At 58.4% G+C, this 24,809-nt stretch carries 26 protein-coding genes; 15 read left to right on the forward strand and 11 right to left on the reverse strand.

Features of this window, described 5'->3' with window-relative positions:
- Window positions 1-44: 44 nt before the first annotated feature.
- From fliE to GSUB_RS15040, 4 genes are all read right to left on the reverse strand, one after another.
- Entirely contained in the window at window positions 45-341 is a 297-nt protein-coding gene (fliE, locus tag GSUB_RS15025; RefSeq protein WP_040201531.1) for a flagellar hook-basal body complex protein FliE, read from the reverse strand.
- Window positions 342-348: 7 nt separating this feature from the next.
- Window positions 349-780: a flagellar basal body rod protein FlgC gene (gene flgC, locus GSUB_RS15030; protein ID WP_040201532.1), complete on the reverse strand. Its 432-nt coding sequence runs from the start codon at window positions 778-780 to the stop codon at window positions 349-351.
- 13 nt (window positions 781-793) lie between these two features.
- Window positions 794-1,204 carry a flagellar basal body rod protein FlgB gene (flgB, locus tag GSUB_RS15035; protein WP_040201534.1) on the reverse strand — a complete coding sequence of 137 codons (411 nt, stop codon included), beginning with the start codon at window positions 1,202-1,204 and terminating at the stop codon, window positions 794-796.
- 67 nt (window positions 1,205-1,271) lie between these two features.
- Entirely contained in the window at window positions 1,272-3,695 is a 2,424-nt protein-coding gene (locus GSUB_RS15040) for a tetratricopeptide repeat protein (protein ID WP_144402043.1), read from the reverse strand.
- Window positions 3,696-4,169: 474 nt separating this feature from the next.
- Here GSUB_RS15040 and GSUB_RS15045 point away from each other — a divergent pair, with 474 nt between their 5' ends.
- The 11 genes from GSUB_RS15045 to GSUB_RS15095 all read left to right on the forward strand — a co-directional run bounded on the left by GSUB_RS15045 (window position 4,170) and on the right by GSUB_RS15095 (window position 14,481).
- Entirely contained in the window at window positions 4,170-6,629 is a 2,460-nt protein-coding gene (locus tag GSUB_RS15045) for a chemotaxis protein CheA (RefSeq protein WP_040201537.1), read from the forward strand.
- 135 nt (window positions 6,630-6,764) lie between these two features.
- Window positions 6,765-7,589 (forward strand): CheR family methyltransferase, encoded by an 825-nt coding sequence (locus tag GSUB_RS15050; RefSeq protein ID WP_040202677.1) that lies wholly within the window; start codon window positions 6,765-6,767, stop codon window positions 7,587-7,589.
- A 6-nt stretch (window positions 7,590-7,595) separates the two neighbouring features.
- Complete coding sequence (locus GSUB_RS15055) at window positions 7,596-8,660, forward strand: protein-glutamate methylesterase/protein-glutamine glutaminase (protein ID WP_040201538.1); 1,065 nt, start codon at window positions 7,596-7,598, stop codon at window positions 8,658-8,660.
- Window positions 8,657-9,145, forward strand: coding sequence for a chemotaxis protein CheD (locus GSUB_RS15060; protein WP_040201539.1), 489 nt, complete (start codon window positions 8,657-8,659; stop codon window positions 9,143-9,145). The genes GSUB_RS15055 and GSUB_RS15060 overlap by 4 nt, the downstream gene beginning before the upstream one ends.
- Before the next feature lie 10 nt (window positions 9,146-9,155).
- Window positions 9,156-10,028, forward strand: a complete 873-nt coding sequence (locus tag GSUB_RS15065; RefSeq protein WP_052464985.1) for an HDOD domain-containing protein — start codon at window positions 9,156-9,158, stop codon at window positions 10,026-10,028.
- A 5-nt stretch (window positions 10,029-10,033) separates the two neighbouring features.
- Window positions 10,034-10,438, forward strand: coding sequence for a response regulator (locus GSUB_RS15070; protein WP_040201540.1), 405 nt, complete (start codon window positions 10,034-10,036; stop codon window positions 10,436-10,438).
- Entirely contained in the window at window positions 10,431-10,913 is a 483-nt protein-coding gene (locus GSUB_RS15075; protein WP_040201542.1) for a chemotaxis protein CheX, read from the forward strand. The genes GSUB_RS15070 and GSUB_RS15075 overlap by 8 nt, the downstream gene beginning before the upstream one ends.
- Window positions 10,914-11,046: 133 nt before the next feature.
- Entirely contained in the window at window positions 11,047-11,418 is a 372-nt protein-coding gene (locus tag GSUB_RS15080; protein ID WP_040201543.1) for a response regulator, read from the forward strand.
- 62 nt (window positions 11,419-11,480) lie between these two features.
- Entirely contained in the window at window positions 11,481-11,942 is a 462-nt protein-coding gene (locus GSUB_RS15085) for a chemotaxis protein CheX (RefSeq protein WP_040201544.1), read from the forward strand.
- 63 nt (window positions 11,943-12,005) lie between these two features.
- Window positions 12,006-12,458, forward strand: coding sequence for a chemotaxis protein CheX (locus GSUB_RS15090; protein WP_040201545.1), 453 nt, complete (start codon window positions 12,006-12,008; stop codon window positions 12,456-12,458).
- A gap of 37 nt (window positions 12,459-12,495) precedes the next feature.
- On the forward strand, window positions 12,496-14,481 hold the full coding sequence (locus GSUB_RS15095) for a hypothetical protein (protein WP_040201546.1): 1,986 nt from the start codon (window positions 12,496-12,498) through the stop codon (window positions 14,479-14,481).
- Between the two features lie 27 nt (window positions 14,482-14,508).
- Here the strand turns inward: GSUB_RS15095 and GSUB_RS15100 are convergent, their stop codons facing one another.
- The 3 genes from GSUB_RS15100 to GSUB_RS15110 all read right to left on the reverse strand — a co-directional run bounded on the left by GSUB_RS15100 (window position 14,509) and on the right by GSUB_RS15110 (window position 17,809).
- Window positions 14,509-15,984 (reverse strand): sigma-54-dependent transcriptional regulator, encoded by a 1,476-nt coding sequence (locus GSUB_RS15100; RefSeq protein WP_040202680.1) that lies wholly within the window; start codon window positions 15,982-15,984, stop codon window positions 14,509-14,511.
- 368 nt (window positions 15,985-16,352) lie between these two features.
- Window positions 16,353-17,150 carry an ABC transporter permease gene (locus GSUB_RS15105; protein WP_040201548.1) on the reverse strand — a complete coding sequence of 266 codons (798 nt, stop codon included), beginning with the start codon at window positions 17,148-17,150 and terminating at the stop codon, window positions 16,353-16,355.
- Window positions 17,147-17,809 carry an ABC transporter ATP-binding protein gene (locus GSUB_RS15110; protein WP_052464986.1) on the reverse strand — a complete coding sequence of 221 codons (663 nt, stop codon included), beginning with the start codon at window positions 17,807-17,809 and terminating at the stop codon, window positions 17,147-17,149. Before GSUB_RS15110 ends, GSUB_RS15105 begins: the two co-directional genes overlap by 4 nt.
- 174 nt (window positions 17,810-17,983) lie before the next feature.
- Here GSUB_RS15110 and GSUB_RS19675 point away from each other — a divergent pair, with 174 nt between their 5' ends.
- The 4 genes from GSUB_RS19675 (at window position 17,984) to GSUB_RS15130 (ending at window position 20,348) form a co-directional block, all read left to right on the forward strand.
- A complete protein-coding gene (locus GSUB_RS19675) occupies window positions 17,984-18,412 on the forward strand; it encodes a hypothetical protein (RefSeq protein WP_052464987.1) in 429 nt (142 codons plus the stop codon).
- A 221-nt stretch (window positions 18,413-18,633) separates the two neighbouring features.
- Window positions 18,634-18,858, forward strand: coding sequence for a type II toxin-antitoxin system RelB family antitoxin (relB, locus tag GSUB_RS15120; protein ID WP_040201549.1), 225 nt, complete (start codon window positions 18,634-18,636; stop codon window positions 18,856-18,858).
- Complete coding sequence (locus tag GSUB_RS15125) at window positions 18,842-19,114, forward strand: type II toxin-antitoxin system RelE family toxin (protein ID WP_040201550.1); 273 nt, start codon at window positions 18,842-18,844, stop codon at window positions 19,112-19,114. The genes relB and GSUB_RS15125 overlap by 17 nt, the downstream gene beginning before the upstream one ends.
- A gap of 40 nt (window positions 19,115-19,154) precedes the next feature.
- Window positions 19,155-20,348: a M24 family metallopeptidase gene (locus GSUB_RS15130; protein ID WP_040201551.1), complete on the forward strand. Its 1,194-nt coding sequence runs from the start codon at window positions 19,155-19,157 to the stop codon at window positions 20,346-20,348.
- Between the two features lie 78 nt (window positions 20,349-20,426).
- Here GSUB_RS15130 and GSUB_RS15135 read toward each other — a convergent pair whose 3' ends face one another.
- The 4 genes from GSUB_RS15135 to GSUB_RS15150 form a co-directional block, all read right to left on the reverse strand.
- A complete protein-coding gene (locus tag GSUB_RS15135) occupies window positions 20,427-20,831 on the reverse strand; it encodes a hypothetical protein (RefSeq protein ID WP_040201552.1) in 405 nt (134 codons plus the stop codon).
- 266 nt (window positions 20,832-21,097) lie between these two features.
- Window positions 21,098-22,036: a transposase gene (locus tag GSUB_RS15140; protein ID WP_040201554.1), complete on the reverse strand. Its 939-nt coding sequence runs from the start codon at window positions 22,034-22,036 to the stop codon at window positions 21,098-21,100.
- Window positions 22,037-22,110: 74 nt separating this feature from the next.
- The gene (locus tag GSUB_RS15145) at window positions 22,111-23,295 is read right to left on the reverse strand and encodes a WD40 repeat domain-containing protein (RefSeq protein ID WP_144402044.1); all 1,185 of its coding nucleotides are present in this window, start codon (window positions 23,293-23,295) and stop codon (window positions 22,111-22,113) included.
- Entirely contained in the window at window positions 23,295-24,809 is a 1,515-nt protein-coding gene (locus GSUB_RS15150; RefSeq protein WP_040201555.1) for an alpha/beta hydrolase, read from the reverse strand. Before GSUB_RS15150 ends, GSUB_RS15145 begins: the two co-directional genes overlap by 1 nt.

Here is a 24,809-nt window from a genome sequence, read left to right on the forward strand (position 1 = left end):
TGTGGGATCGCTTCGCGCGCTAGACTGTCGGACGGTGGTCCTCATTACACCTGCATGCGCATGACTTCCTGGTAGGCGTCGGTGACCTTGTTGCGCATCTGCACCATCAACCGCAGGGAGATGTCGGCCTGCTCCATCGAGATCATCACCTCGTGAAGGTTCTTGGCCTGGCCGGTATGCAGACGCTCCACCTGCCGGTCCGCCTCGACCTGGGCGTTATTGACCTTCTGCATGGTGTCCTTGAGCATTTCGCCGAAGCCGGGGCCGCTGTTTTTCTGCGGCTCAAGGGCGGGCTGGTTGAGATTCCTGAGATGGGTCAGCAGTGTGATGTCGTTGGGCATAATGGGATCACTTTCCTATTTCAAGGGCCTTGAGCGCCATGCGCTTGGCCGATTGCACCACGGTGACGTTGGCTTCGTAGGCACTGGTCGCCGACATCATATCGACGATCTCGTCCATCACGTTGATGTTGGGCATGGCCACATACCCCTGCGGATCGGCGTCGGGGTGGGCGGGGTCATAGACCATGCGGGGCGCCCGCTCGTCTGCGCTGATGCGCTGCACCTGCACCCCCTGAACCGCCCCCTTGAGGTTGCTGTCCAGTTGTTTTTCAAAAGCCGTGCCTACCGGACGGAAAACCACATTTTTCTTTTTATAGGGTCCGCCTTCCGGGGTGCTGGTCGTCTCCACATTGGCCAGGTTCGAGCTGATGGTATTGAGTCGCATCCGCTGTGCCTTGAGGGCGGAGGCGCCGACTTTCATGCTGGTAAAGATATCCATGGCCTGCTCCTCCTTAACGGCCGTCCTGGGCCGCGTACTTGAGAAGGCCCATCTTTTTGTTGAGCATCTGCGCTGCGGCCTCGAAGAGAATCTGGTTTTCCGCCAGTCCGATCATCTCCTGGTCGAGATTGACATTGTTGCCGTCACCCAGACCCGAGCGGTCGGGGGTGCGCATCACTTTGCCCTGCACCTGGTCGAGGCCGCCGCCCACCGGCAGATGCTGCGGGTGCGTGGTGGCCATCCCCTGGCCATCGCGGCCCACCGCGCCGGCCAGCGCATCCTCGAACTGCAGACGCGCCGGTGCGTATCCCGGGGTCTGGGCATTGGCGATATTGGAGGCAATGACATCCTGGTTCTGCTGGCGCAGATCCATGACCTTCTGCAGCAATTGACCCGTTTTGTCGAAAATTCCCAGTGTCGACATATAAAAACTCCTTTGACCGGAAAAACCGACACGCATTTTGATCCCACCGTGTGTCGATATTTTGACTTTAAAGGGAGAGTGACATCAGTTCGAGCATCTCCCGTGCCATCTTTTGCCACTGCTCACTATTGGCCTCATCGACCAGTCGCTGAAAAAGGTTAAGCGCCTGCTCTTTGCGTCCCTGCTGCTGCATGATCTGCCCGATTCGATACAGGGCCTGGTCGGCGGTCTCCTCCACGGCAACAAGCTGTTGGAAATAGGGCAGCGCTTCCCCGGGACGGTTGGACCGCAGCAGCGATTCGGCCAGCAGCAGCAGATCCCCCGCATCATCTTCAAGATCGAGTTCCGGGGCCAGACGCATAAGAGCGCTGGCCGCATCCTCATAACGGTTGACCTCAAAGCAGAGGCGACCGGCCCACAGATCAAGTTCGGGAGAGGCGGGGCGACCGGTGGCAGAGAGGAGGTCGGCGGCCTGCTCCCGGCGATTCAGTTCCATCAGCGCCCGGGCTTCGAAAAGCAGAACCGAAGCGCGATCCTCTCCTTCGGGATATTCCCGGGCGTACTGCCGGGCGTATTCGACTGCCAGACCGTGCTGGCCGCTGAGAAAGAGAATTCGCACCAGCGGAAGATACAAACCCCGCTCGCGCCCCGGCACCCGGTTGTTGTCCAGCATGAAGAGGTAGACGCGAGAGGCGCGCTGCAAAAGAGCCATGTCGCCATAGGCGCCCGCCAACCGTTCCAGAAAATCCCAGCTGATGCGACGATCAAGCAGAATCCGCCGGTGGCGCTCCACCATCACCAGAGCCTGCAGATAGTCTTCGTCGGCAATCATGTCCTCAATGACCCCGGGCAGGATCTCGCCCAGCAGCGCTTCGGCATGGGGACGCAGATCTCCACTGAAATGGTTGCGGACAAAATCTTCCAGCACCGTCACGCAGCGCCTGTGATCGCGATTGAGGTACAGAGCCAGGGCCTGCTTAAAGCGCGCCTCTTCCCGCAGGGCCCGCTCGGAGAGATTCTCCGCATGGTGGCCGTAATCCATCACCGCCCAGGCCAGCACTTTTTCGCCGCCGTCGAGCACCGCCAGATCAATCTGGCGCACGGCAGCACGCTGCCCGCCTCGACTTTCGGGAAAAGCCACCAGGATCCGGTCAAGCAGGCGGCGTGCCCCTTCGATATCGTCCCGCCGCAAAGCAGCCTGCACCTGGGCAAAATAAGCGAGCCCTTCATCCGGATGACCGCTGATCAGCTGCGCCAGTCGGGCGTAGGCCTCCTCGGCTTTCAGGTAAGCACCGCCGCGGTAAAGAGCCCGGGCGAAATGCTCCAGTGCATTCGGGTCACGCAAAGGGCCATACTGCTCCTCCATCTCCGCAAAAATTTCTGCAGCCTCTTTATTACGTTCCAATCCGGACAAACTGCAGGCATACCCGAGGCGCCGCAGAGCATCTGTCGTTCCGCTCAGATTGAACGAAGACAGGGTTTCATGGGCCTGATCATATTTACCCTGCGCCAGAAGCAATTCTCCCCGCAACAACAACAGGCGCGGGAGAAGAAAATCGTCTGTCTCGATCTGAGACAACGCCTGCTCCACCTCGTAAAGCCCCAGATAGGGGTCGCCATTGACGGCATGGCAGTAGCCGGCAAGATAGCGCGCTCTCAGGCGTTGTGCGCTGTCCGGGTAGTTTTCCACGAAGCGGCGCAGGGTGGCGCCGGCTGCTTTGGGGCGACCATCGCGCAGCAGGGCCTCGGCATAAAACACCAGGAAAGCCTCGCGCACCGCACCTTCAAGAGGTTTATCCAGCAGCGTCGCGGCACTCTGGCGCGCCTTCGCCCAATCCCCTGCGTCCGCCTCTGCTCGCGCCTCATTTAATGCAGGCGGCAGAGCCTTGTCGTCCACCCCGGCGGGCAACTGCACCAGGGGCATGGACGGCAAGGAAAATCGTGGCGCCAGCTCGAAGGAAAAAGGCGTCTCCCATTCCTTGAAAAACCTTCGCCAATCTTCACTGTAGGGCGAACCGGTCGATTTGGTCACCGTCGCGCCGTCCGCCCCAGCCTGAGAAAAGCCCGTAGTCTGGTCGACAATGGCAAGACGCTGCCCCCTCCCCCGTTCCGACCAGTCGACATGCAGCTGGACCTGCCCTTGGCCTGAATCATACCGGACCCGGGCATCGGTTGGCGGACGGCGAAACAGAAAGGACACCATCAGACCTTCGCGCCGGCTGATCAGTAGAGTGCGAATGAGACTTTCATCTTCGGGCAACTGGCGGAAGCCAGCGGCCACTTCAGTGCCTGCAAGCATCACATCGACTCGCTGCCCCGAAACAACAACCTCTGGTCGAACCGGCCCGGAAAGATCCATAAAGATGCGGGCCTGCTGGCGGCTCTGCTCTTTCTGCATCCCCCTCAGCATGACCTCTTGCGCAGCTGCCGTGACAGGCAGCATAGTCAACCAGATCAACAGCCAGATCAGAACTCGAAATTGTTTTTTCAAAAAATCCACCCCCGAACACCTTCTCGCTAAAGAAATCCTTTTCACTTTTCATGATGCAGTGATCGCCAACCCGCCCTCAGAATCGACGGAAGCGAGTCAGCTGGGAAAGAATTAAAAGCGAATTCCATGCCAACCCATAATCAAGAAAAAAACCGCCACCTGTCGGCATTTTGACAGCCACCAGGATCGGAATTTTGAATCCGTGTGGAGTGACGGGTGAAGAGAAAGGGCAGGTTTTCACTGGCAGATCTGCTCCTCACGCCTCACACCTCACACCTCACCTCCCCTATTGGCCCGTTTTCTGCTTTCATCGACGTGCATAGCACATGACAGCATTGTAAAAAATAGTAATTAGGTATTGCTAATTATAAAAAATTTTATTAACCTGAAGCCGCAACCTTTCGAATCTCTGCCGGGGCAAGGCCCCTTCAACCCGTCGGCGCCTGCGCGCCGACGTATGCAAGGAAGCCGCACATGAGCAACATAAGCGACGATCAGATTGAAATTCTCCAGGAGTTTGTCACCGAAAGCCGGGACATGATCGAACAGCTCGAACCGACCATTATCGAGTTGGGGCAGAGCTGCCACGACGCCCAGTGCTGGGAAACCCTTGGATGCCCGCAAACCGACTGCGCGCGCCATGGAAAGCAGATGCAATACCCTTGCTGGCTGCAGATGGGGAATATCGGCGATGGCAACGGCAGCTGCATCTACACCGAATCGAAACAGGACTGTCTGCAGTGCCGGGTGTTCCAGATGATCAACGGCGACGGCCCCACCATGAACGCCATCTTCCGCCTGTTTCATTCCATGAAGGGCAGCGCCGGGTTTCTGGAACTCAACCACATTACCCGCGCGGCTCATACGGCGGAAAATCTGCTGGACCTGATCCGCAACGGCGGCGTGCGCATGGAAGCAGAGCATGTCAACCTGCTGTGCTCCGCCTGCGATTTCGCCAAGGACGCTCTCGACTTCGTCGATGCCAATTTCTCCGACGAGGGGATGGCCGAAGACGCCGAGAAAATCTCGTCGCGCCTTGAAGCCGCAATCAGCGAAGCGAAACAAAGCGCCGCCGAACAACCAGGTGCCTGTCCCCCGGCTCCTCAACAGGAAGCGCCCCCCGCTGATACGCAGGAGGCGCAAGACGAGGAAGTCCTCGATTTCGAACTCAACATCACCCCCGAAATGCTGGAGAAGTTCGTCCAGGAAGCGGATGAACTGCTGCAGAACGCCGAGCAGGATCTGCTCAAATGGGAGGAGATCCGCGACAATCCTGATATCATCGGCGCCCTGTTCCGCAACATTCACAGCTTCAAGGGCAACTGCGGCTTTTTCGGCTTCGCCGAGATGGAGCGACTCTCGCACCAGATGGAGACCATTCTCGATGCGGTCAAATCCGGCCGGGATTTCGGCTCCAAGCCCGGCGATCTGATGCTCAACCTGATCGACGTGCTGCGCGACGCCATCGACGATCTGCAGAAAGGGGGCGCAGGCAGCGTTGCCGACCTCGAGCGCCACCTGGAGGAGCTGGGCGCCATTCTGGAAAGCGGCATCGACCTGGAAACACCCGAGCGCAAAGAGGAACCTGCCGAAGAAACCCCACCGGCGCCGCCCGAGCCGAGCGGCACAGCACCGCCGGCGGAGGAGAAAAAAACGCCCGAAGCAGCAAAACCTGCGGCAAAGCCCGCCCCGGAAGCGAAAGCCCAGCCCCAGCAGGCCAAGCCGCCGGCCAAGGCCCAGGCGCCGGCGCGGCGCCAGGACATCCGCGTCGACCTGGAAAAGCTCGACAACCTGATCAACCTCATCGGCGAGATCGTCATCGCCGAGAACATGCTGATCCGCAATCCCGATCTCGACGGGCTTGAGCTGGAGAACTTCCAGAAAGCCGGCCAGCACATGAGCAAGCTGGTGCGCGAGCTTCAGGAGATGGCGATGGTGCTGCGCATGATCCCGGTTTCGGGCCTGTTCCGGCGCATGATTCGCCTGGTGCACGACATCTCGCTCAAAGCCGGCAAGAAAGTGGAACTCAAACTCTCCGGCGAAGAGACCGAGATGGACAAGACGGTCATCGAGACCATCACCGATCCGCTGGTGCACATCCTGCGCAATTCCTGCGATCACGGTATTGAGCCGCCGGAAGAACGCCTCAAGCTGGGCAAGCCGGAAAAAGGCGTGGTGCGCCTGTCAGCCTGCCATGAAGAGGGCGAGGTGTGGATCACCATCGAGGACGACGGACGCGGACTCGATCGGGACAAACTTCTGGCCAAGGCGATCAGTAAAGGCCTGGTGGAGGGCGACGGCTCCGACATGTCGGACAGGGCGATCTACAACCTGATTTTCGCCCCCGGCTTTTCTACCGCCGACAAGATCACCGACATCTCCGGCCGCGGCGTCGGCATGGACGTGGTGCGCCAGAACCTGGACAAAATCAAGGGACGGGTCGAGGTCAACAGCAAGCCCGGCAAAGGCACGCGCATCAATCTGCGCATCCCGCTGACGCTGGCCATCATCGACGGCATGCTGGTGCGCACCGGACAGACCAAGGCGATTCTGCCGACGCTGGCGATCTGCGAAGCGTTCAGGCCACGGGGAGATGCCCTGACCATTACCCCGGATGGCGACACCCTGATCCGGGTGAGGGAGAGCTTCTACCCCGTACTTCGCCTTTACGAAGTTCTGGGCAAGCAGCCCGATTCGGAACAGATCACAGATGGCATCCTGATCACCCTGGAGAACCAGGACAACCGCCTGTGCCTGCTGGTGGATGAAATTCTCGGCCAGCAGCAGACGGTCATCAAGGGTCTTTCCGACTACATCGGCTCGGTACGCGCCGTTTCGGGCTGCACCATCATGGGCAACGGCGAAGTCTGCCTGATTCTCGATGTAGGCAGTCTTATGGAGATCAGTCACGGCGAAAGTCTGGCCGGGGCCTGAAAGCAGACGTCGGACATGTAGCTGCGGCAACTTGAGGTTCTCCTCTTTATCAATAAAGTCCGGAAATCAATGAGCGATCACTCTCCCTGCGCCCCGGTACGGTCGAAAGACGCCGCCCCTGCCACGGGCGGCGCCATGACCATCGGCGACGAAGAATTCAATCTGCTGCGCCGGCTGATCAAAAGCCGCTTCGGCATCAACCTCACTGACCAGAAGCGCTCGCTGGTGGTGGGGCGGCTGCAGAAGCTGCTGCGCGGCGAGGGGTTCGTTAATTTCAAGCAGTACTACGAATACCTGGTCAACGATAAAAGCGAACGGGGTCTGAGCGAGCTGATCAATCGCATCTCGACCAACCACACGTATTTCAACCGGGAAAAGGCTCATTTCGATTTTTTTCAGCAGACCGCCCTGCCGGCGGTGGTCGAGATGATGCGCCGCCAGAACAACCGCGACCTGCGCATCTGGTGCGCGGGCTGCTCGTCGGGAGAAGAGCCCTACACCCTGCAGATGCTGATGATGGAACATTTCGGCAGCGAGTATTCGAAATGGGACGCCGGCATCCTGGCGACCGACATCTCCGAGCGGGTGCTCTCCATCGCCCGCGCCGGCATCTACCCGCAGGAGCGGGTGGCGCAGCTGCCGCAGCCGCTGCAGAATAAATATTTCCGCAAGCTGCCCGACGGCAATTGCCAGGTCACTGAAGCGGTGCGCAAAGAGATCGTTTACCGGCGCTTCAACCTGATGAACGAGAAATTCCCGTTCAAGAAACCGTTTCACATGGTCTTCTGTCGTAACGTCATGATTTACTTCGATCAGCAGACACGCGAGGGGCTGGTGCAGAGATTCAATCAATCCACTGTCAACGGGGGGTATCTGTTCATCGGGCATTCGGAAACCCTCGGCCGCAATCACGCACTGTACCGCTATGTGATGCCCGCCGTTTTCCAGAAAGGGGCCTGAGAACCCATGGCGATAAGAAAAGTCCGTGTTCTGATCGTCGATGACTCCGCTCTGGTGCGCCAGATCCTGACCCAGGGTCTGTCCGGCGATCCCAACATCGAAGTCGTCGGCTCCGCAGCCGATCCCTACCAGGCGCGCGACAAGATCGTCGCCCTCAAGCCCGACGTCCTCACCCTCGATGTCGAGATGCCGCGCATGGACGGGGTGGAGTTTCTGCGCCGCCTGATGCCGCAGCACCCCATGCCGGTAGTGATGGTCAGCTCGCTGACCCAGAAGGGCAAGCAGATCACCATCGACGCGCTGGAAGCCGGCGCGGTGGATTTCGTCGCCAAGCCGACCTCCGACGTGGCGCGCGGGCTGCAGGCAATGATGCTGGAGTTGCGGGTCAAGGTCAAAATCGCCTCGACCGCCAACGTCGAGCACTGGAAAAACCGCCCGCCCGCAGGCGCTCCCCGCCCCGCCGTGGTTTCCAGCGGCGCGCTGGCTGAATCGACCGACAAGGTTATCGCCATCGGAGCCTCAACAGGCGGCACCGAAGCGATCAAGAAAGTGATCACCCGTTTTCCCGCCACCTCACCCGGAGTCGTGATCGTACAGCACATGCCGGCCGGCTTTACCCGCATGTTCAGCGAACGCCTCAACCAGCTGTGCGCCATGGAGGTCAAGGAGGCCGAACACGGCGACCGCGTCATGTCGGGACGGATTCTGGTCGCACCCGGGGAAAAACAGATGCGGGTGATTCGCTCTGGCGGATTCTACCAGGTGCTGTGCGAGCCGGGGGAAAAGGTCAGCGGCCACTGCCCGTCGGTGGACGTGATGATGCACTCGGTGGCCAAGCATGTCGGCCGCAACGCCGTTGCCGCCATGCTCACCGGCATGGGCGCCGATGGTGCCGACGGCATGAGCGCCATGCGCAAGGCAGGCGCGCGCTGCATCGCACAGGACGAAGCCACCTCGGTGGTCTTCGGCATGCCCAAAGTGGCCTTTGAACGCGGCGGAGCCGAACGACTGCTGCCCATTGACGACATCGGGCCGGCCCTGCTGCGGCTGGTAACAGAGAAGCGCGCATGAGTCTACTTGTTCTCGGCATCGGCGACCTGGGCGCCACTAAAAACCGCGACGACCTGGTGAAGACCTACGCCCTAGGTTCCTGCGTGGCGGTCGTCATGCTCGACCCCAAAACGCGCACCGTCGGCATGGTGCACTGCGCCCTGCCCGAGGCTCGCATCAATCCGGACAAGGCCAAGGAGCGGCCCGGCTATTTCGCCGACACCGGCATCCCCATGCTGCTGCGCGAGATGGCCAAGCACGGCTGCGACCCCTCAGGGCGCGGCTTTATCGTGAAAATGGCGGGCGGCGCGCGGGTCATGGACCCCAACGACACCTTCAACATCGGCAAGCGCAACCATCTTGCGGCGCGCAAGGCTCTCTGGGCGCTCGGCCTGGGCGCAGTAGCCGAGGATGTGGGCGGCAATTTCAGCCGCACTGTCACCGTTACGGTGCGCAACGGCGAGGTGATGCTCTCCTCGCCGGGCCGCCCGAACTGGAAATTGTAAAGGGACGCTTATGGAACCGACTACGGACCGCAAAGCGATCATCGAAGCCATCCAGAAAGCGCCCATGCTCTCGCCCAACGCATCGCGGCTGCTGCAGGTCACCTCGACCAAAGATCACGAGATGGCCGAAGTGATCGAGATCGTCAAAACGGATGCCCACCTCACCGCGCGGGTGCTCAAGATCGTCAACTCGGCGGCGTTTGGGCTGCTTTACGAGATCACCTCCATCGAGCGCGCCGTCAATTACCTGGGCGAACGCATGGTGGTGGGGCTGGCCATCGGCGATTGCGCCTCGCAGCTTTTTCAAAAGCCCATGGAGGGCTACGACGGTGCCAGGGGCAGCCTGTGGCAGCATGATCTGCTCACGGCCATCGCCTCACGCGAGGTGGCAGCTTACTGTACCGTACCCCTCAACCGCGATTTGGCCTTTACTGCAGGGCTGCTGCACGACATCGGCAAAGCGCTGATCTCCGATTTTCTCAAGGGCACCGCGCCGGACATGCTGCGTGAAATCGAGGAATCGCTGCTCAACGACTATGTGGAAGGGGAACGCGAAACCCTCGGCATCGATCATCCCGAAGCCGGCGCGGTGCTGGCCGATGCATGGAAACTGCCGCCGGCGCTGATTTCAGCGATCCGCCACCATCATGCTCCACGTGAAGCCGCTGCTGAACACCAGGCGCTGACTTATGCCGTGCATCTCGGCGATATTGTCGCCATGATGGCCGGCTGCGGCACCGGCGCCGATACGCTGCGCTATCACATGGATGAGTCCTATACCAGGCTGTTCAAACTCGATCAGGACAGTCTGTACGGCATCATCCTGACCGCTAACGAAGAATTCGAAAAGATCACCACCTCAATGGCCGAACTCAAGGAGTAAATGGCGTGGATAGAATTATTATCGCCGACGACTCGGAAACAGCGCGCATGTTCATCAAACGCTGCCTGGAAATCATCGGCCTGCGCGATGCGCAGTTTCTCGAGGCCGCCAACGGACGCGACGCCCTGCAGCTGGCCAAGGAGCAGTTCGCGAAAGGAGAGCCGGTCGACCTGCTGGTCTCCGATCTCAACATGCCGGTCATGGACGGCGTGACCCTGCTCAAATGGGTCAAAACCAGCCCCAGGCTGGTGCAGCTGCCGGTGCTGATCATCACCAGCGCAGGTAACCCGGCCAAGGAGCAGGAGCTTATGGAGCAGGGCGCACTCGCCGTTCTCAACAAGCCGGTATCGCCCGCCAACCTGCTCAAGGCTCTCGGCTCCATGATCGACACGGAGGATGGCTATGCCTGAGGCTGCACCAAAACTGCAAAAGGCCATGGAGCAGGCGGTCACCACCACCCTGGAAAACATGGCGTTCATGGAAGCGCGCGCGCTGCATAAGGACCACGACTGCCTCGGCTCTTCCCCGGTTTACTGCGCCAACCTGCTGGTGCATGACCCCATTCAGGGGGAGCTGGTGATGATCATGTCTGAAGAGCTGCTTAAACAGATCGCCGGCAATATCTACGCCCTGCCGGAGGAAGAGCTAAACGACCGGATGCTCGCCGACCTTATGAGCGAGCTGCTCAATACCATCGCCGGCATTTTTCTGACCGAGTTGCTGCCGAGCGACCAGACCTTCGGTATAGGCCTGCCCTCCATCAGCCGCGACGAGTGCCATGAACTCGAACCACCGGTGGAGCGCTGGCATTTCCAGATCGACGGCCGACATTTCTGTTTCAGCGCCGGGGGCAGCGCCTGGCGGAAGTTTGAGGAAGAGAACTGAATCTATAAACTCTCCTCCCACCAGCGGGGAGGCTGGGAGGGGGTGAGCTTTCACAACAACCCCCACCCCGGCCCTCCCCCGCTGGGAGAGGGAGAAAATCAAAAACATAACTCACTGCAAGGAGGATAAAACCATGGCAGCTAAAGTACTGATTATCGACGATTCCAACACCATGCGTAAAATCGTGCAGCGCTCTCTGCGCCAGGCAGGCTTCGAATTCGAAAAGATCCTCGAAGCCGGTGACGGCCAGGAAGCTCTCGGCCTGCTTGAAAATGAAGAAGTCGATTTCATTCTCTCCGACATCAACATGCCCAACATGGACGGCATCGAGTTCCTGCGGCAGAAAAAGGACAACGCCGCCATCAAGGATATTCCGGTGGTCATGATCACCACCGAGGCGGGCAACGACATCCTGGGCGAAGCCAAGTCTCTTGGCGCCAAGGGCAGCATCAAAAAGCCCTTCACTGCGGACCAGGTTCAGGACGTTCTTGGCGAATTCCTCTGATACTGCGGGCGGCTGCCACTGCGGCGCCGTCTCTCATACCTCTCTAACAACAGGAGTCGACCTTGGATCTGGCAAAAATCATTACGGATGCCACCCAGGAAATTTTCGAGACCATGATCATGGTGGAGGTCACCCCCGGTGAGCCCAGCAGGGAAAACGGGCAGACGCACTACTGCACCGTGTCGGGCATGATCGGGCTGGCAGGGCTTTTCAAAGGGATGATCGCCATCCACGCCCCGGATGAAGTGGCCAAATCGATCACCTCGAATTTTCTCGGGATGGATGTGGACGAAGTCAACGAAGACGTCACCGACGCCATCGGCGAGCTGGCCAACATGCTGGCGGGCAACGCCAAAATGGCCCTCAGCCAGAACGGCAAGGACATCACCCTTTCGATCCCCTCCACCATCTCCGGTGAGGAATACACTATTAGCTGCGCCATCGACACCGATCGTGTCGTGATGCCGTTTACCATGGAGCAGGGCAAATTCGTGGTGGAACTGCAGGTCGAAAAGCAGGAGTAAGGCGGTGAACTCGACGCATCAGACAACCACTGAGCCGAACGCCGACAAGAGGATTGACAGAACGTGAACTATGGTCAGATAATCGCCGATGCTGTCACGGATGTTTTCTCCACCATGCTGATGATAGAGGTCAGCCCGCAGGACGCCTGTGATCAGTCCATGCTCTTCATCCCCGCCGGCGCCTCGGGAATGCTCGGTTTTTCCGGGGATGTGGCCGGGATGCTCACCATCCACTGTCCTGAGGCGGTGGCGCTGAGCATCACCTGCGGTTTTCTCGGCATGGAGGTAAGCGAGATCGGCGAAGAGGTCAAGGATGCCATCGGAGAACTGGTCAATATGGTGGCGGGCGGCCTCAAAGACGGCCTGGCCGGGCAGGAGCGCGACATCAAGCTCGCCATTCCCACCACCATCGCCGGCCGCTCCTTTCGCATCTCCTCGAAGAGCGACGTGGGGCATCTGTGCCTGCCTTTCGACATGGAAGCCGGGCGTTTTTACGTGGAATTGAAATATAAATAATCAGTGAAGATCCCGCCAGAGGGATCGGGAAAGTTGCGTGAAAAAAGCCGTCGTTGACAGCGTTCTCAAATCCGCGATCGGCAAGCTCGCCGAGGAGATTGCCGCCCTGCTCGGCGAGGAGTTCAAACTCTCCGAACCGAACATGGCCGCGCTTTCCAAGGAAGAGTTTTTTGAAACTCCGCGGGAGAAGTGCGCCCTCACCCGGCTGAAAACCAGCGGCGATGCTGAAGGCGAGGCGGCGGTCGTCCTGCCCCTCAAAGACGCCATTCTGCTGGGCGGCACTCTGATCATGCTGCCCGATGACGAGCTGGCGGAAAAAGTCAAAAATCCCGACCTCGCCGGTGAAGAGGGCGACGCCTTCGGCGAGATCGCCAACATCCTCGCCGGCTCTATCACCTCGACCTTCGAGGAGATGTTCCCCAAAAAACTTCACTTCGTTAAAAGCGCCTGCGAAAACCTGGTTCCCACCAAGGTCGACATGGACTCCGACCAGCCCTTTGCGCCAGGGCACTACCACGTCACCGCCAGCGGAATGACCCTGGCCGGCAAAAAGCTCGGCAATATTGAAATTGTGCTCCCTTTTGCCCTGCTCGGCATGGAGCCGCCGCAAGGGGAACAGACCAAAGCGAAAACTGAATCAGGGGATAAGGCGCCGGAGAAGAAAACGGCCGCAAGCACCAGCGAGGAATCAAGCGCCGAAGAGCGGCAGGCTGCCGCCCGGGTCACCTCAGAGGCGCTGTCGGAAGACCCCGGCGCGGACGAGGAGAAATCCGACGTAGCCGCAAAAGAGCAGAACGAGCCGGAGGAGGTCGCGAAGGAGGAAAAGGAGGAGACGGCAGAGAAGCCGCAGCCTTCAGCTGAAAAGCCCGAGGCGGAGAAGAAAAAAGGGGTGCCGCGCAAGGTCGTCGACAATGTCCTCGACAGCGTTTTCAAAGAGATCGCCAAAGATCTCAGCGACCTGATCGGCAAGACCCTCAAGTGTGCCGGCCCCTCTTATCAACCGCTGAGCAAAGAGGATTATCTCGCCCTGCCGCGCGACAAGGGCGCGATTTCATTTCTTGAAACCAGCGGCGACGCAAAGGGCAATGCCTTTCTCATCGTGCGACAGAAGGACGCCATTCTGTTTGGCGGCACCCTGGTCATGCTGCCGGAGGAGGAGCTGCGCGCCAAGGTCAAAGCCTGCGATTTCGACGGCGAGGAAGGCGATGCCTACGGTGAGGTGGCCAACATCATCGCCGGGTCTCTCGCCAAAGTCATCGGCGAGCAATATCCGCGCAAGCTGCACTTCAAGCGCACCAAGGTCGAACCTTTCATCCCCACCAAGATCGACCCCGGTGGCAACGAACCCTTCGCTCCCGGGGAATACTATCTCGGCACCTGCCAGATGGCCCTCGACGGCAAAGCCCTGGGGGAACTCGATCTGCTGTTTCCACTGGGGATCCTCGACGTTCACATCGAGCAAGAAAAGCCGGCAGAGGCAGCTGAAGACCAGGGAGAAGGGGCTGCCGCTAAATCGGTCGCCGGCGATGGCGGGAAGAAAGCCCGCCCCGCATCCACCAGTTCATCATCCATCAGCGCCGACGACCTGGCCGCCCTGCAGGCGGCCGCCACCACAGACGAAGATGACGACAACCGGCCTGCCACCGTTCTGGTTCTGGCCGATAACAATGAAGCGGCCGCCCCCTTCAATGACGTACTGGCAGAGCATGGAATCACGCACCAGAGCCTGAGCTTCAAGGACAATATCAAGCAGTCGGTGCAGGGCAGAAATGTGACGGGGATTTTCCTGGTGATGGAAGAAGTCGGTGAACAGGGGATGGCCACGGCCATCAAAATAAAATCGGCTTTAAAAACCGGCACTCCGCTGATCATGGCCGGCCCCGCCTGGACCCGCAGCGCGGTTCTGCAGGCGGTTCGCTACGGCGCCTGCGACATCCTGGTCACACCGGCCAACTCCGAAGAAATCAGCGAAAAAGTCAGCCGCCATTTCGGCACGGTAACAGCCACAGCGGCGGCTCTGTAGATCATCCGGAACTCGCCGTGCAGGGCACTATTCACTTTTGCGGCCGAGGCTTCTGAACAGGCTGTCGAGCTGCTTTTTTTTGATTTTTTCCAGCAGGGTGGTGCGCTTGAGGTTGAGCAGCGCCGCCGCTTCCTTCTTGTTGCCGCCGGTACGGCTGAGCGCCTGCAGGATCAGCCGATCCTCAAAATCACTCACCAGCGCGTTAAAGTCGGCTTGATCCTCCAGCGGTTCCGGAATCGGGACTCCTTCACCGCGCCCGCTCAGGGCGACAGCCTCCGAAGTCGTCACCGCTTCTGCGGCCTGCTCCTCGGCCAGAGCCTCAAGGTTGAGCCCTTCCCGGTATTTCTCAGGCAGGTCGGCGGCCCGCACCAATCCATCGGCATGCAGGATCGCCAGGCGCTGCACCAGGTTTTCCAGCTCGCGCACGTTTCCGGGCCAGGCATAATTTTTCAATGCCGCCATGGCATCGGCGGCAAACCCGGTCAGCCCGCGCTTGCGCCCCCGGTTGTATACCTGCATGAATTTTTCAATCAATAACGGGATGTCGTCCTTGCGGTCGCGCAGCGGCGGAATCTGCAGCGGCACCACGCTCAGACGATAATAAAGATCCTCGCGAAAGGAGCCGGTCCGCACCGCCTCTTCAAGGTTGCGATGGGTGGCGGCCACAATGCGGACATCGGCTTTAATCGGTTTCAGCCCGCCCACCGGTTCGAACTCTTTCTCCTGCAGCACACGCAGTAGCTTGGCCTGCAAAGCCGGCTTCATATCGCCGATTTCGTCGAGAAACAGTGTGCCGCCCTCGGCATACTGGATGCGCCCCTGCTTCGATTGGGCCGCACCTGTAAAGGCGCCCTTGATGTAGCCGAACAGTTCACTTTCCAGCAACTCATCGGGGATCGCCGCACAGTTGAGGGGCACGAAGTTCTTGCCGCTGCGGGGGCTGTAGGCATGAATCGCCTTGGCCACCATCTCCTTGCCGGTGCCGCTGTCGCCCTGGATCAGGACTGTGCTTTCGCCATCCTCCGCCACCCGCTCGACGATCTCGAACAACGACTGCATCTGTGAAGAGGCGCCGATGATGCCGTGGAATCCTTCAGTTTTGCGAATTTTGGGACCGCGTTTTTCCTTATGAATGGCCAGGTCGTGATGCTCGATACTGCGGGCCGCAACAATCACCGCCTCGTCATAATGGTAGGGTTTGTTGAGATAGAAAAGGGCGCCGGCCTGCAGCGCCTTGACCGCCGACTCACGATCGCCGACAGGCAAAGCGATCACCGAAACCACCTCGGGGTTGCGGCGCAGCACCTCCTTGATCAATACGATGCCACGTCCTTCGGGAAACAGGTCGGTCAGAAGAAGGGAAATATCCTGGCTGTCCAGCATAGAGAGCGCATCTTCCGGAGAGTCTGCCTCCAGAACGAGGCAGTCGATCTCCTTGCGCAACATAACCGCGAGTGCTTCGCGGTTACGGCAATCACCGTCGACGAGCAGAATGGAACGCAATGCTCTCTCCCTGTTTACATAAATGACAGGGCCGCGACCATCGAAAAACAGACGGGCGAACCCCACCCCTGCCCAAATAAAAGCAATCATTGCCGCCCTAAAAAGGCGGCCTGCCAACCCCTTTGGGGGCACTCGCAAAAACTCAGCGGATGGCTAAGCAAAAATTTCGTCCGACAAGGCTTGGTGGTTTTTCAAGGGCGAAGGCATACATCAGCGATGTCGAGGTCCTGAAAAAAACGCAGTAACGCCGTAGGGCGAACTTTTTCCGACGCCATCAACCCCTTGAAGACCGGGGGAAAACACCACGGCGCGAGAATAGCATGAAGTCATTCTCTATTTCAACGAAAGGTGTCGGGAAAATGACTTTTTCAGCCCCTGCCGCCGGTAAATACCGCCTGGTCCAGAGTGCCCCGTGCAGTGATATTGCGAAAAGCCGTCAAACGGATGGCCAGGATCACCGTCAACGCCGTGCCGGCAAAGATCGCGATCATAATGGCAATCTGGTACTTGATGGCGGTCATGGGATTGCCTCCGCCGAGAATCACGCCGGTCATCATCCCCGGCAGGGAAACCAGGCCGACCGTGGAAATGGTCGCCACCGTCGGCGCCAGCGCGGCCTGGCAGGCATCGCGCACAAAGGGCAGCAGCGCTTCCCTGAGATTGGCGCCCTGGGAAAGGCTGAGCAGGTAGGCTTTTTCCTCTTTTTTCAGCGACTCGTAGAAGGTCCTGATGCCGATGATATCTGCGCGCAGGCAGTTGCCGAGAATCATGCCACTGATCGGGATAAGATACTGGGCATCAAGGGCGGAAGGCCCTTTCAGCACCACGAAGGCAAAGACCAGCAGCGGCACAATCGTACCCGCCACCAGTGCGATGAACAGACCGAGCCCCAGTCGCCGGAAACGTAGCCGACAGCCATTGACGATGGAGACATCGGCCACCCCGATCATGATCAGAACCCAGGCGCCGGTCAGCCAGAGATTGTTCAGATCGAAGATGAACTGCAGGTAAAAACCGACGAACAGCAGCTGCACCGTCATGCGCACCACCGCGACAAGAGTCTGCCCCATCATCGGCATGCGCAGCCATAACATGATTCCCAGTGGAATCGCCAGCATCAGGTAAGCTGACATCAGTCGCAGGGGGGTGATATCGATAATGCTCATGACGCGTCCCCTGTCAGGTTCTGCTGCATCCCGGACAATTCGATCAGGTCGTCGGCCGCCTCGATCCATTCCCGGTCGTGGGTTACGGACAACAGGGTCAGATTCTCCCTTGAAGAGAGAAGATCGATGACCGCCTGCTTGGCACCCTGGTCCAGCGCTGAGGACGCTTCATCCAAAAGAAGGATCTCGCGCTCAAGCAGCAGCGCACTGATCAGGGCGACGCGCTGCTTCTCGCCGCCGGAAAGCGAGGTGATGTCCTTGTCCAGCAGATGCCCGGGCAGATAGAGCTTCTCCATCAACTCAGGGGCACGCTCCATGTTGTCCTTCAGATGGCGGTTGTTCTTGAAAGTGAAAGGGTGGTTCAGGATCTGGCGCACCGTGCCTTCCCCCAGTTCCGGTTCCTGCGACACATAGGCCATGCGGGTGCGAAGTCGCCACACTGAGGAGGCGGTAAGCTCCTCTCCGAAAATACGGATGCTCCCTTCAGTCGGCGCGACAAATCCCAGCAGCGCCAGCAGCAGCGTTGATTTGCCGCTGCCCGACGGACCCACCAGGGTCGCTTTGCGCCCCCTTGCAAGACGCAGGCTGAGGTCTGAAAGAATCGTCTGGCCGCCCACCTGCACGCTCAGACGATCAATGTCGATCGCGATTTGTTCCACACGAGTCTCCCTGACAGCGGCTTTGCGGCGACCATCCCAACGCTCGCTTCCTTTCTCACAACACATTTCGTGATACCATAAGAACTTGAAAAATGCTAATTTCTTAAACTTCGATTTTGTATCGCCAGGAAGGAGTCAAAGCACGCGCCAAGGCTCAACAAAGGAGACCTCAGGATGACGGGCAGCAAAGCATTTAAATTCGAATCAATTGCTCTAGGTTTAATTTTCTTTCTCACCATCTCCCTCGCCGGATGCGGCACCCTCATCTATCCCGAACGCCGCGGGCAGAGCGGCGGACGCATCGACCCGGCAATCGCCATCCTCGATGGAGTCGGCCTGCTGGTGTTCCTGATCCCCGGCATGATCGCTTTTGCCGTCGATTTCGCTACCGGCGCCATCTACCTGCCCGGCTCATCCCACGCTGCGCTGGACGGCGACAAGATGACCATTATCGAACTTCCGGACTCGGACATGTCGCCTGAAGCCCTGCGGGAGATTATTGAAGAGCGAACCGGGTATCCCATCTCCTTTCACCATCCGCAACTAGAAGCGTACCGTGTCGAGAATGCGGAGGATATCAGGGTGCGGCTCGGGGTGAACTGAAAAAACCTGAACCGCAGAGACCGCGGAGGGCGCGGAGAAAAGCTTTTCAACACCAAGTCACCAAGAATGGCACTAAGACACCAAGAAAATCTTTTTTTTGCTATGAAAGCGCTAAAATTTAGGGGCGTGGAGGAAATCATGGGAAGGAAAAATCATACCAGGTTCTGCTTGCTGCTGCAGGCTTTCTCCTTTAGTATACATGTATAGCAAAGGAGGATACAATGCTTGCACTACGCCTTCCTGAAGACATTGAACGCCGCCTGGAGGCGCTGGCAAAACGCTCAGGCCGCTCCAAATCCTTTTACGCCCGCGAGGCCATCCTCGAACATCTCGATGACCTCGAGGCCGCCTATCTTTCCGACGAAATTCTCCAGCGCGTCGAAAACGGCACGGAACCAACCTACACCCTCGACGAACTGGAGCGTCAACTTGGCCTGGCGGATTGAAATTACGCGCACCGCCCGCAAACAGCTGACCAAACTCGATCGCCAGATCCAGGTCGATATTCTACGCTATCTGCGGGAGAAGATCGCAACCGATGATGATCCGCGCCGCTATGGCGGGCCTTTGAGAAGAGACCTCGCCGGGCGGTGGAAATACCGCGTCGGGAGCTATCGGCTGATCTGCGAAATTCAGGATGAAAAAATTCTGGTCCTTGTACTGATGGTCGGACACCGTGGGAAAATTTATGAAAGAACCTGACCCGCGGATTATACGACCTTGCCGAAGAAGGGAAACCCGCATGTTCAACAAAGTCCCCCGTGCAGAACTCGATGACCGCATGCAGCGCCTGCGCGCCCGCCTCGACCGTGACAGCCCCGACTGGCGTCTGCTGATCGTTGTCAGCAAGATCAACCAGTTCTACCTCACGGGGACCATGCAGGACGGCATGGTGATCATTCCCCGCGACGGTGAAGCGACTTATTGGGTGCGGCGCAGCCTGCAGCGGGCGCAGGACGAGTCGGAATTCGGTGATATCCGCCCGATGGGCAGCTTCCGCGACGCGGCCGCCGCTCTTTCACGATCGCCAGAGACGGTTCATCTCGAAACCGAGCGGGTACCGCTTGCGGCCTGGCAGCGCATCAATAAACACTTCCAATTCAAGCAGGTTGCAAACGCCGACCTTTCCCTGTCCGCCACCCGCGCGGTAAAAAGCCTTTATGAGCTGGAAAGAATGGAGGAAGCGGGACGCATCCACCAACGGGTTTTGGAAGAACGGGTCCCCGAGCTGCTACAGGAGGGGATCAGCGAAGCCGAATTCGGCGCGCGCCTCTTCCCGGTGCTGGTCGAGGAAGGACACCACGGCATCGCCCGCTTCGGCATGTTCGAGACGGAGATTCTGCTCGGCCACATCTGCTTCGGCGAAAGCTCCATCTACCCCACCTCTTTCGATGGCCCCGGCGGCAACTACGGCATGAGTCCGGCAGTGCCGCTGCTCGGCAGCCGGCAGCGCACCCTGAAACCGGGCGACCTTGTGTTTGTCGACATCGGCTGCGGCGTCGACGGTTACCATACTGATAAAACTCTAACCTATATCTTCAAAGGCGACCTGCCGCCGAATGCCGTTGCCGCCCATCAGCGCTGCGTCGCCATCCAGAACGGCACCGCCGCCCTGCTCAAGCCCGGCGCGGTGCCGGAGGAGATCTACGACACCATCACCCGTGACCTGGACGCAGACTTTCTCGACAACTTCATGGGCTTCGGCGACCGCCAGGCGCGCTTTCTAGGTCACGGCATCGGCCTGCACATCGATGAATGGCCGGTGATCGCCAAAAGCTTCGACGAACCGCTGCAGGAGAACATGGTGCTGGCCATCGAGCCGAAAAAAGGGATTGCCGGCATCGGCATGGTCGGCACGGAAAATACCTTTGTCGTCACACCGCGGGGCGGACGCTGCCTGACCGGCAATCACCCGGGACTGCTGGCGGTGGGATAAAAAAGGGATATAAAAAAGGGGACAGGCTGATATTCCGAAATAAAAATCAGCCTGTACCCTTTTTCTCTTTTGCTTCTGCTATCCACACCGCATCGTCTTCTTGCCTTCCTCGAAAAGTACTTCCACCTTGCGCGCACCCACGACCCGCTGAACCAGCCCCAGCCCGAAAACGGGATGATTGATCAGGGATTTGACCTTGTAGGCGCCCGTCATCGAATAATCGCGCGCCGCATCGCTGTTCATCGCCGGCCGCAGAGTTTCCCATTCCTTGCGCTCGGCCACTCTCGGATCGGCTTTTTTGCGTACTGACGGCTTCTTGGGCACACTGGGCGGACGATACTTGTGCTGACGCTCGCATTGGCCGCACTGCACCTTAAGAGGAGCCTCCTCCAGCAGAGTCACGATAACGTGCTCGGTATTTGCACGGCACTTGGTACAGCGCGCTTCGATGGGTTGACCAACAGCAATCTTTTTGTTCGGCATGGTACTTCTCCCTTGCTTTAAAAACTGGCCGGAAATTGTCCGGAAAACCAGGGAGATCGCTGGAATGCTCGGGCAAAATCGACGGTAAGCAGGCCGGGTTAAACCGATCTGCGGCGAGATATTCTTCCCAGTGCGAAAACGGCATCTCCACGAGGGAAGATCTCAACGGTGGCTGGGGGCGGGGTAACGGCAGGTGAATGCAATATTTTCTTATTATACACGAGGCGGGAGATAAAAGATAGCTCGCATAAGGGGACGCTGGTAACTTATGTAACTTTTGTCCCATCCCCTATTGCCCGCCTCTTGCGGATCGCTTTGATGACCGCAACGTGCGTGCGGCCGCTCATCCTTCCCAACTCCGTCAACGTAGCCCCGGCTTCTTTTTGCGCACGATCGAAAAATTGCGCTCGAGCGGCGCTTGCCCGTCTGCTGCGACCCGCGCCAAGGATTTCAGCCACCGCAACCCCTGTGCAGACCGACACTTGCGTCAAAATATCCTCAACCGTAATTTTCCCCTCGCTCTTTTCCAGCTTCTGACGCGCAAGAACCGCAGCCGTGAAGGCTTTGCCGCCCAGGATTCTGGCATCTCCACCGCCACCCGTCTGATTGACTCCGTGGGCGTGACCTAATTCCGACCGCTGTCCCTGCCCGATTCCGTCGGCGATAAAATCGCGGTAGGCAGCTACAGCCCGGCCAGGTTTCACAGAAAAACGTGACAGAACCTCCTCGACCTCCTGCCTCACCCGCATTCTCTGCCCAACCAAAGCGCCATGCCCGGCATAGGGGTAGCGCTCCAATTCCTCAAGACTTTCGACAGCACCTGCGCGGACCGGGTTAAGGTGAATGTACCGGACAAGTTCCAGAAAATACGTCTCTTCGTCAACGACGAGGCTTTTGTACCGGTTCTGAAAAAGATGGCCCTGCCGGTTGTGCCGAAGGTTGAACCGAACCGCATGGCCAGTCAGCAGACAGCGCATCATCGTGGACAAAGCCGTATCGGTCGGCTGAAGGAGCAGATGGAGGTGATTGGACAGAAGTGCCCAGGCATAAAGACGTGGCGCGTTAGGTTGGGCAAGAAGGTCGCTGAGTCGATCGAGGAAATTCTCGCGATCGGTTTTATCACGAAAGATCTCGCACCCCTCAATGCCTCGAGCCATGACGTGATGGAATAAGCCTGGGGCATGGATTCTCGGTTGTCGTGGCATGATTTCCCTCTAATTGCATAAAAATACAAAAAGTTACAAAAGTTACCTGCGTCCCGGGTGGTTCTGGTGGCTCATTATTCGGCCACCCACACCCGTTCCAGTTTCTGCTTCTCGGAGTCGTATCTGTAGACAAGGATCCCGTCACCGTATTGCTGCCCCATCACGAGGATGCCGGCCTCGGGGGCGGTGTCCATGGCGGCGTTGCGCACATAATCGCGCACCGCAGGCAGAGGGTTGCGGCCCAAATAGAGGTATTTCAGGGGCAGGGGGTTGTCGACGTGAAAAAGAACGGCGTAGGGGGAATTGGTGAGGAAGCGGAGATAGTGGTGCTGGTCGATGAATTTGATGGCGAGAGTGGCTTCGTTTCTGCCACCCAAATCTTCAGGGGTGGGAATAAGGCCACGCTTGTCACGTGTCCATTTTTCATAGTCCTCGGTGTTGTTTCTATTGAGGATTCCATGGTATAGGCTTGCGACTTGGTGAAGGAGTTTACCGGATTCGGCACTCCAGACAAATGACGAACCGCCCTCACATCCACTGACGACATATTGTCCATCGGGGCTCATGGTCGCGTTGGTTTTGGCAGAGTTGCCAGGCAACTTAAACAGCGGTTGGCCGGACGGCATTTCCCACACAACCACACCGGCATAATTGGAAAAGATCTGTTCGGGCTCAATTGGCGGTGTCTTTTGGATTGACTTATTATCTCGGGTGTCAAGGCCGCTTCCTGAAGACAACAGAAATTCCGCATCAGGTGACATGGTGAGGTTGAGAAGCTTGCCAGTGCCATAAAAGCTCGGTGAAGTGCCATCTTGCTTGATGGGCTGTAAATTTTCGCCATTGCCTGAAAAGACATTCCAATTGGCATCGCTGGCAACATACCTTTTGAGATCGGCACTCAATACATGGCCGTAAGTAGAAAAGTTCTCGAAAGATTTTAGAATTTCCCTGCCAAGGTTTTGGACATAAATCACATCATCGAGATCCTGCCAGATAAAAACATCTCGACCTTTCACGAAATAAGCGCTGTAGATATTGGAGTTTTCCGCGATCACTTCTTTGGTGCGGTTTTCAATATCCCAAAGGATCAAGCGGTTATCCTGATGAGAACTCACGGCATATCTGCCGTCCGCCGAAACACTCACCACCATGGGGATTGAAGGTGTTTCTTTAGACGCCAGAGTGTCCGGTTCACCTGGGCGACAACCTGTCAATTGCAAAAGCAGATAGATTGCAATCCAAACGCAGAAACGAATCATCAATACACTCCAAAACCTGTTGAATCGAGCAACAGAGTCATAATCCGGTCCTTGTAGACCTTCTCAAGCAGCAACTCACTCGGGACCTTCATCCCGGAATGATCGAACAACCAACGACTTTGGTTTACCGGGATCAGCTTGCCTTTGTCTCTCATATCCCTGACAAACAAATCCTTATCCATCTCAGGCCCCCCATACCCCATGGCCGGGCGCGGCAGCTTGATTTCATAATCAACGTGGGCCAGCGCCCGGAAGGTTTTCATGGCATCATCGGCGATTTCGCGGGTGATGCGGCGCAGGTAAAGCAGCGGCCCCAGAGCCGGCAGCAGATATTCATGGCGCTTGGGCACCAGGTGATCGGTAAAGAGGCCGTTGGTATCCTGGGCGATCTGCTCGTGCAGGGCTTGCTCGATTTTAGGCAGGTTATCCACAGTCAGGTTGTGCAAATAATGGGCGGGAACGCACCATGGCGCAAACATCATTTGCGTGACCGGCACGCCCGCCTGAGTCGCAACGCGATAAATCCCGCCGACCAAGCCGCTTGCCGCCTCGATCCCCTGATCCGCCGAGCGATTCTGATGCAGAGAGCCATCATCACGGTAGGGTCCCAGGATATTGTCCTGGTCGGAATAGAGCACCACGATCTTGCGCGCGGCGCGATGGGCGTGGATGAAGTTCCAGTTGCGCAGTACGCTGGTATCCCCGCCTGGGTCGTTGGACAGGGCCGTATCGGGCACAGCGGGTTGCCACATGAAGGCATGGGCGATGCACTCCCGGCGTCCGGGCATCTGCCCGAGGAGGTTCATGGCGACCAGCAGCACGCGATTGCCGAGGCTGTGCGCAATGACATTAACTGCGATACCTTCGCCAACCAGTTGATCGATCAGCCCGGCCAGGGCAAAGCCGGCCTGGTTGGCGTTGGTTTCGGCGGCCATGTAATCGAGATCGAAAACATCGCCGGACCAGGCCAGGTGAATCATTCGCGTGTATTTTTGATAATCGCTGCGGTCGAACTGCCCGGTGGCGCGGTTGAGGTTGTCTTCCATGTGAAGAAACCAGCTGTGGGCGCCGCCTCCATTGAGGCGCTTCAGGTCGATATCCGCATACAGATCGGGATGCCGTTCATGCCAGCGGCGATATTGGCCGTCGAGCAGTTTCTGATCACGGTAGGTGGTGGCGCACGTTTCGCCGTAGGCAAGGCGCACCGGCTTGGTCTGGTCGCGCAGGATGTCGTGATGCCAATCCCTGATTTCGACATTCCGGGCAAAAGTACCATAGGGCACGCTGAAGCCGTGAACGAAGAGGGTCGCGTTGTTGCCGTTCTGTCGGAAATAACGGATCTCATCTTCACTGAGCAGGTCTCGGGCATTGGGATCGGCTGCCGTCGAGCGGTCTTCGCGCACATTGACGACAACCGGCGGGGCAAGCTGTCGGGATTCAAGGTGATACTCGTTCAGAAGGCGCCCGGAGCGCCACAGCAGGTCGGAGCTTGGAGACATGCAGTGAAGAGACAT

It is taken from the genome of Geoalkalibacter subterraneus (assembly GCF_000827125.1).
Classification (GTDB): domain Bacteria; phylum Desulfobacterota; class Desulfuromonadia; order Desulfuromonadales; family Geoalkalibacteraceae; genus Geoalkalibacter_A; species Geoalkalibacter_A subterraneus.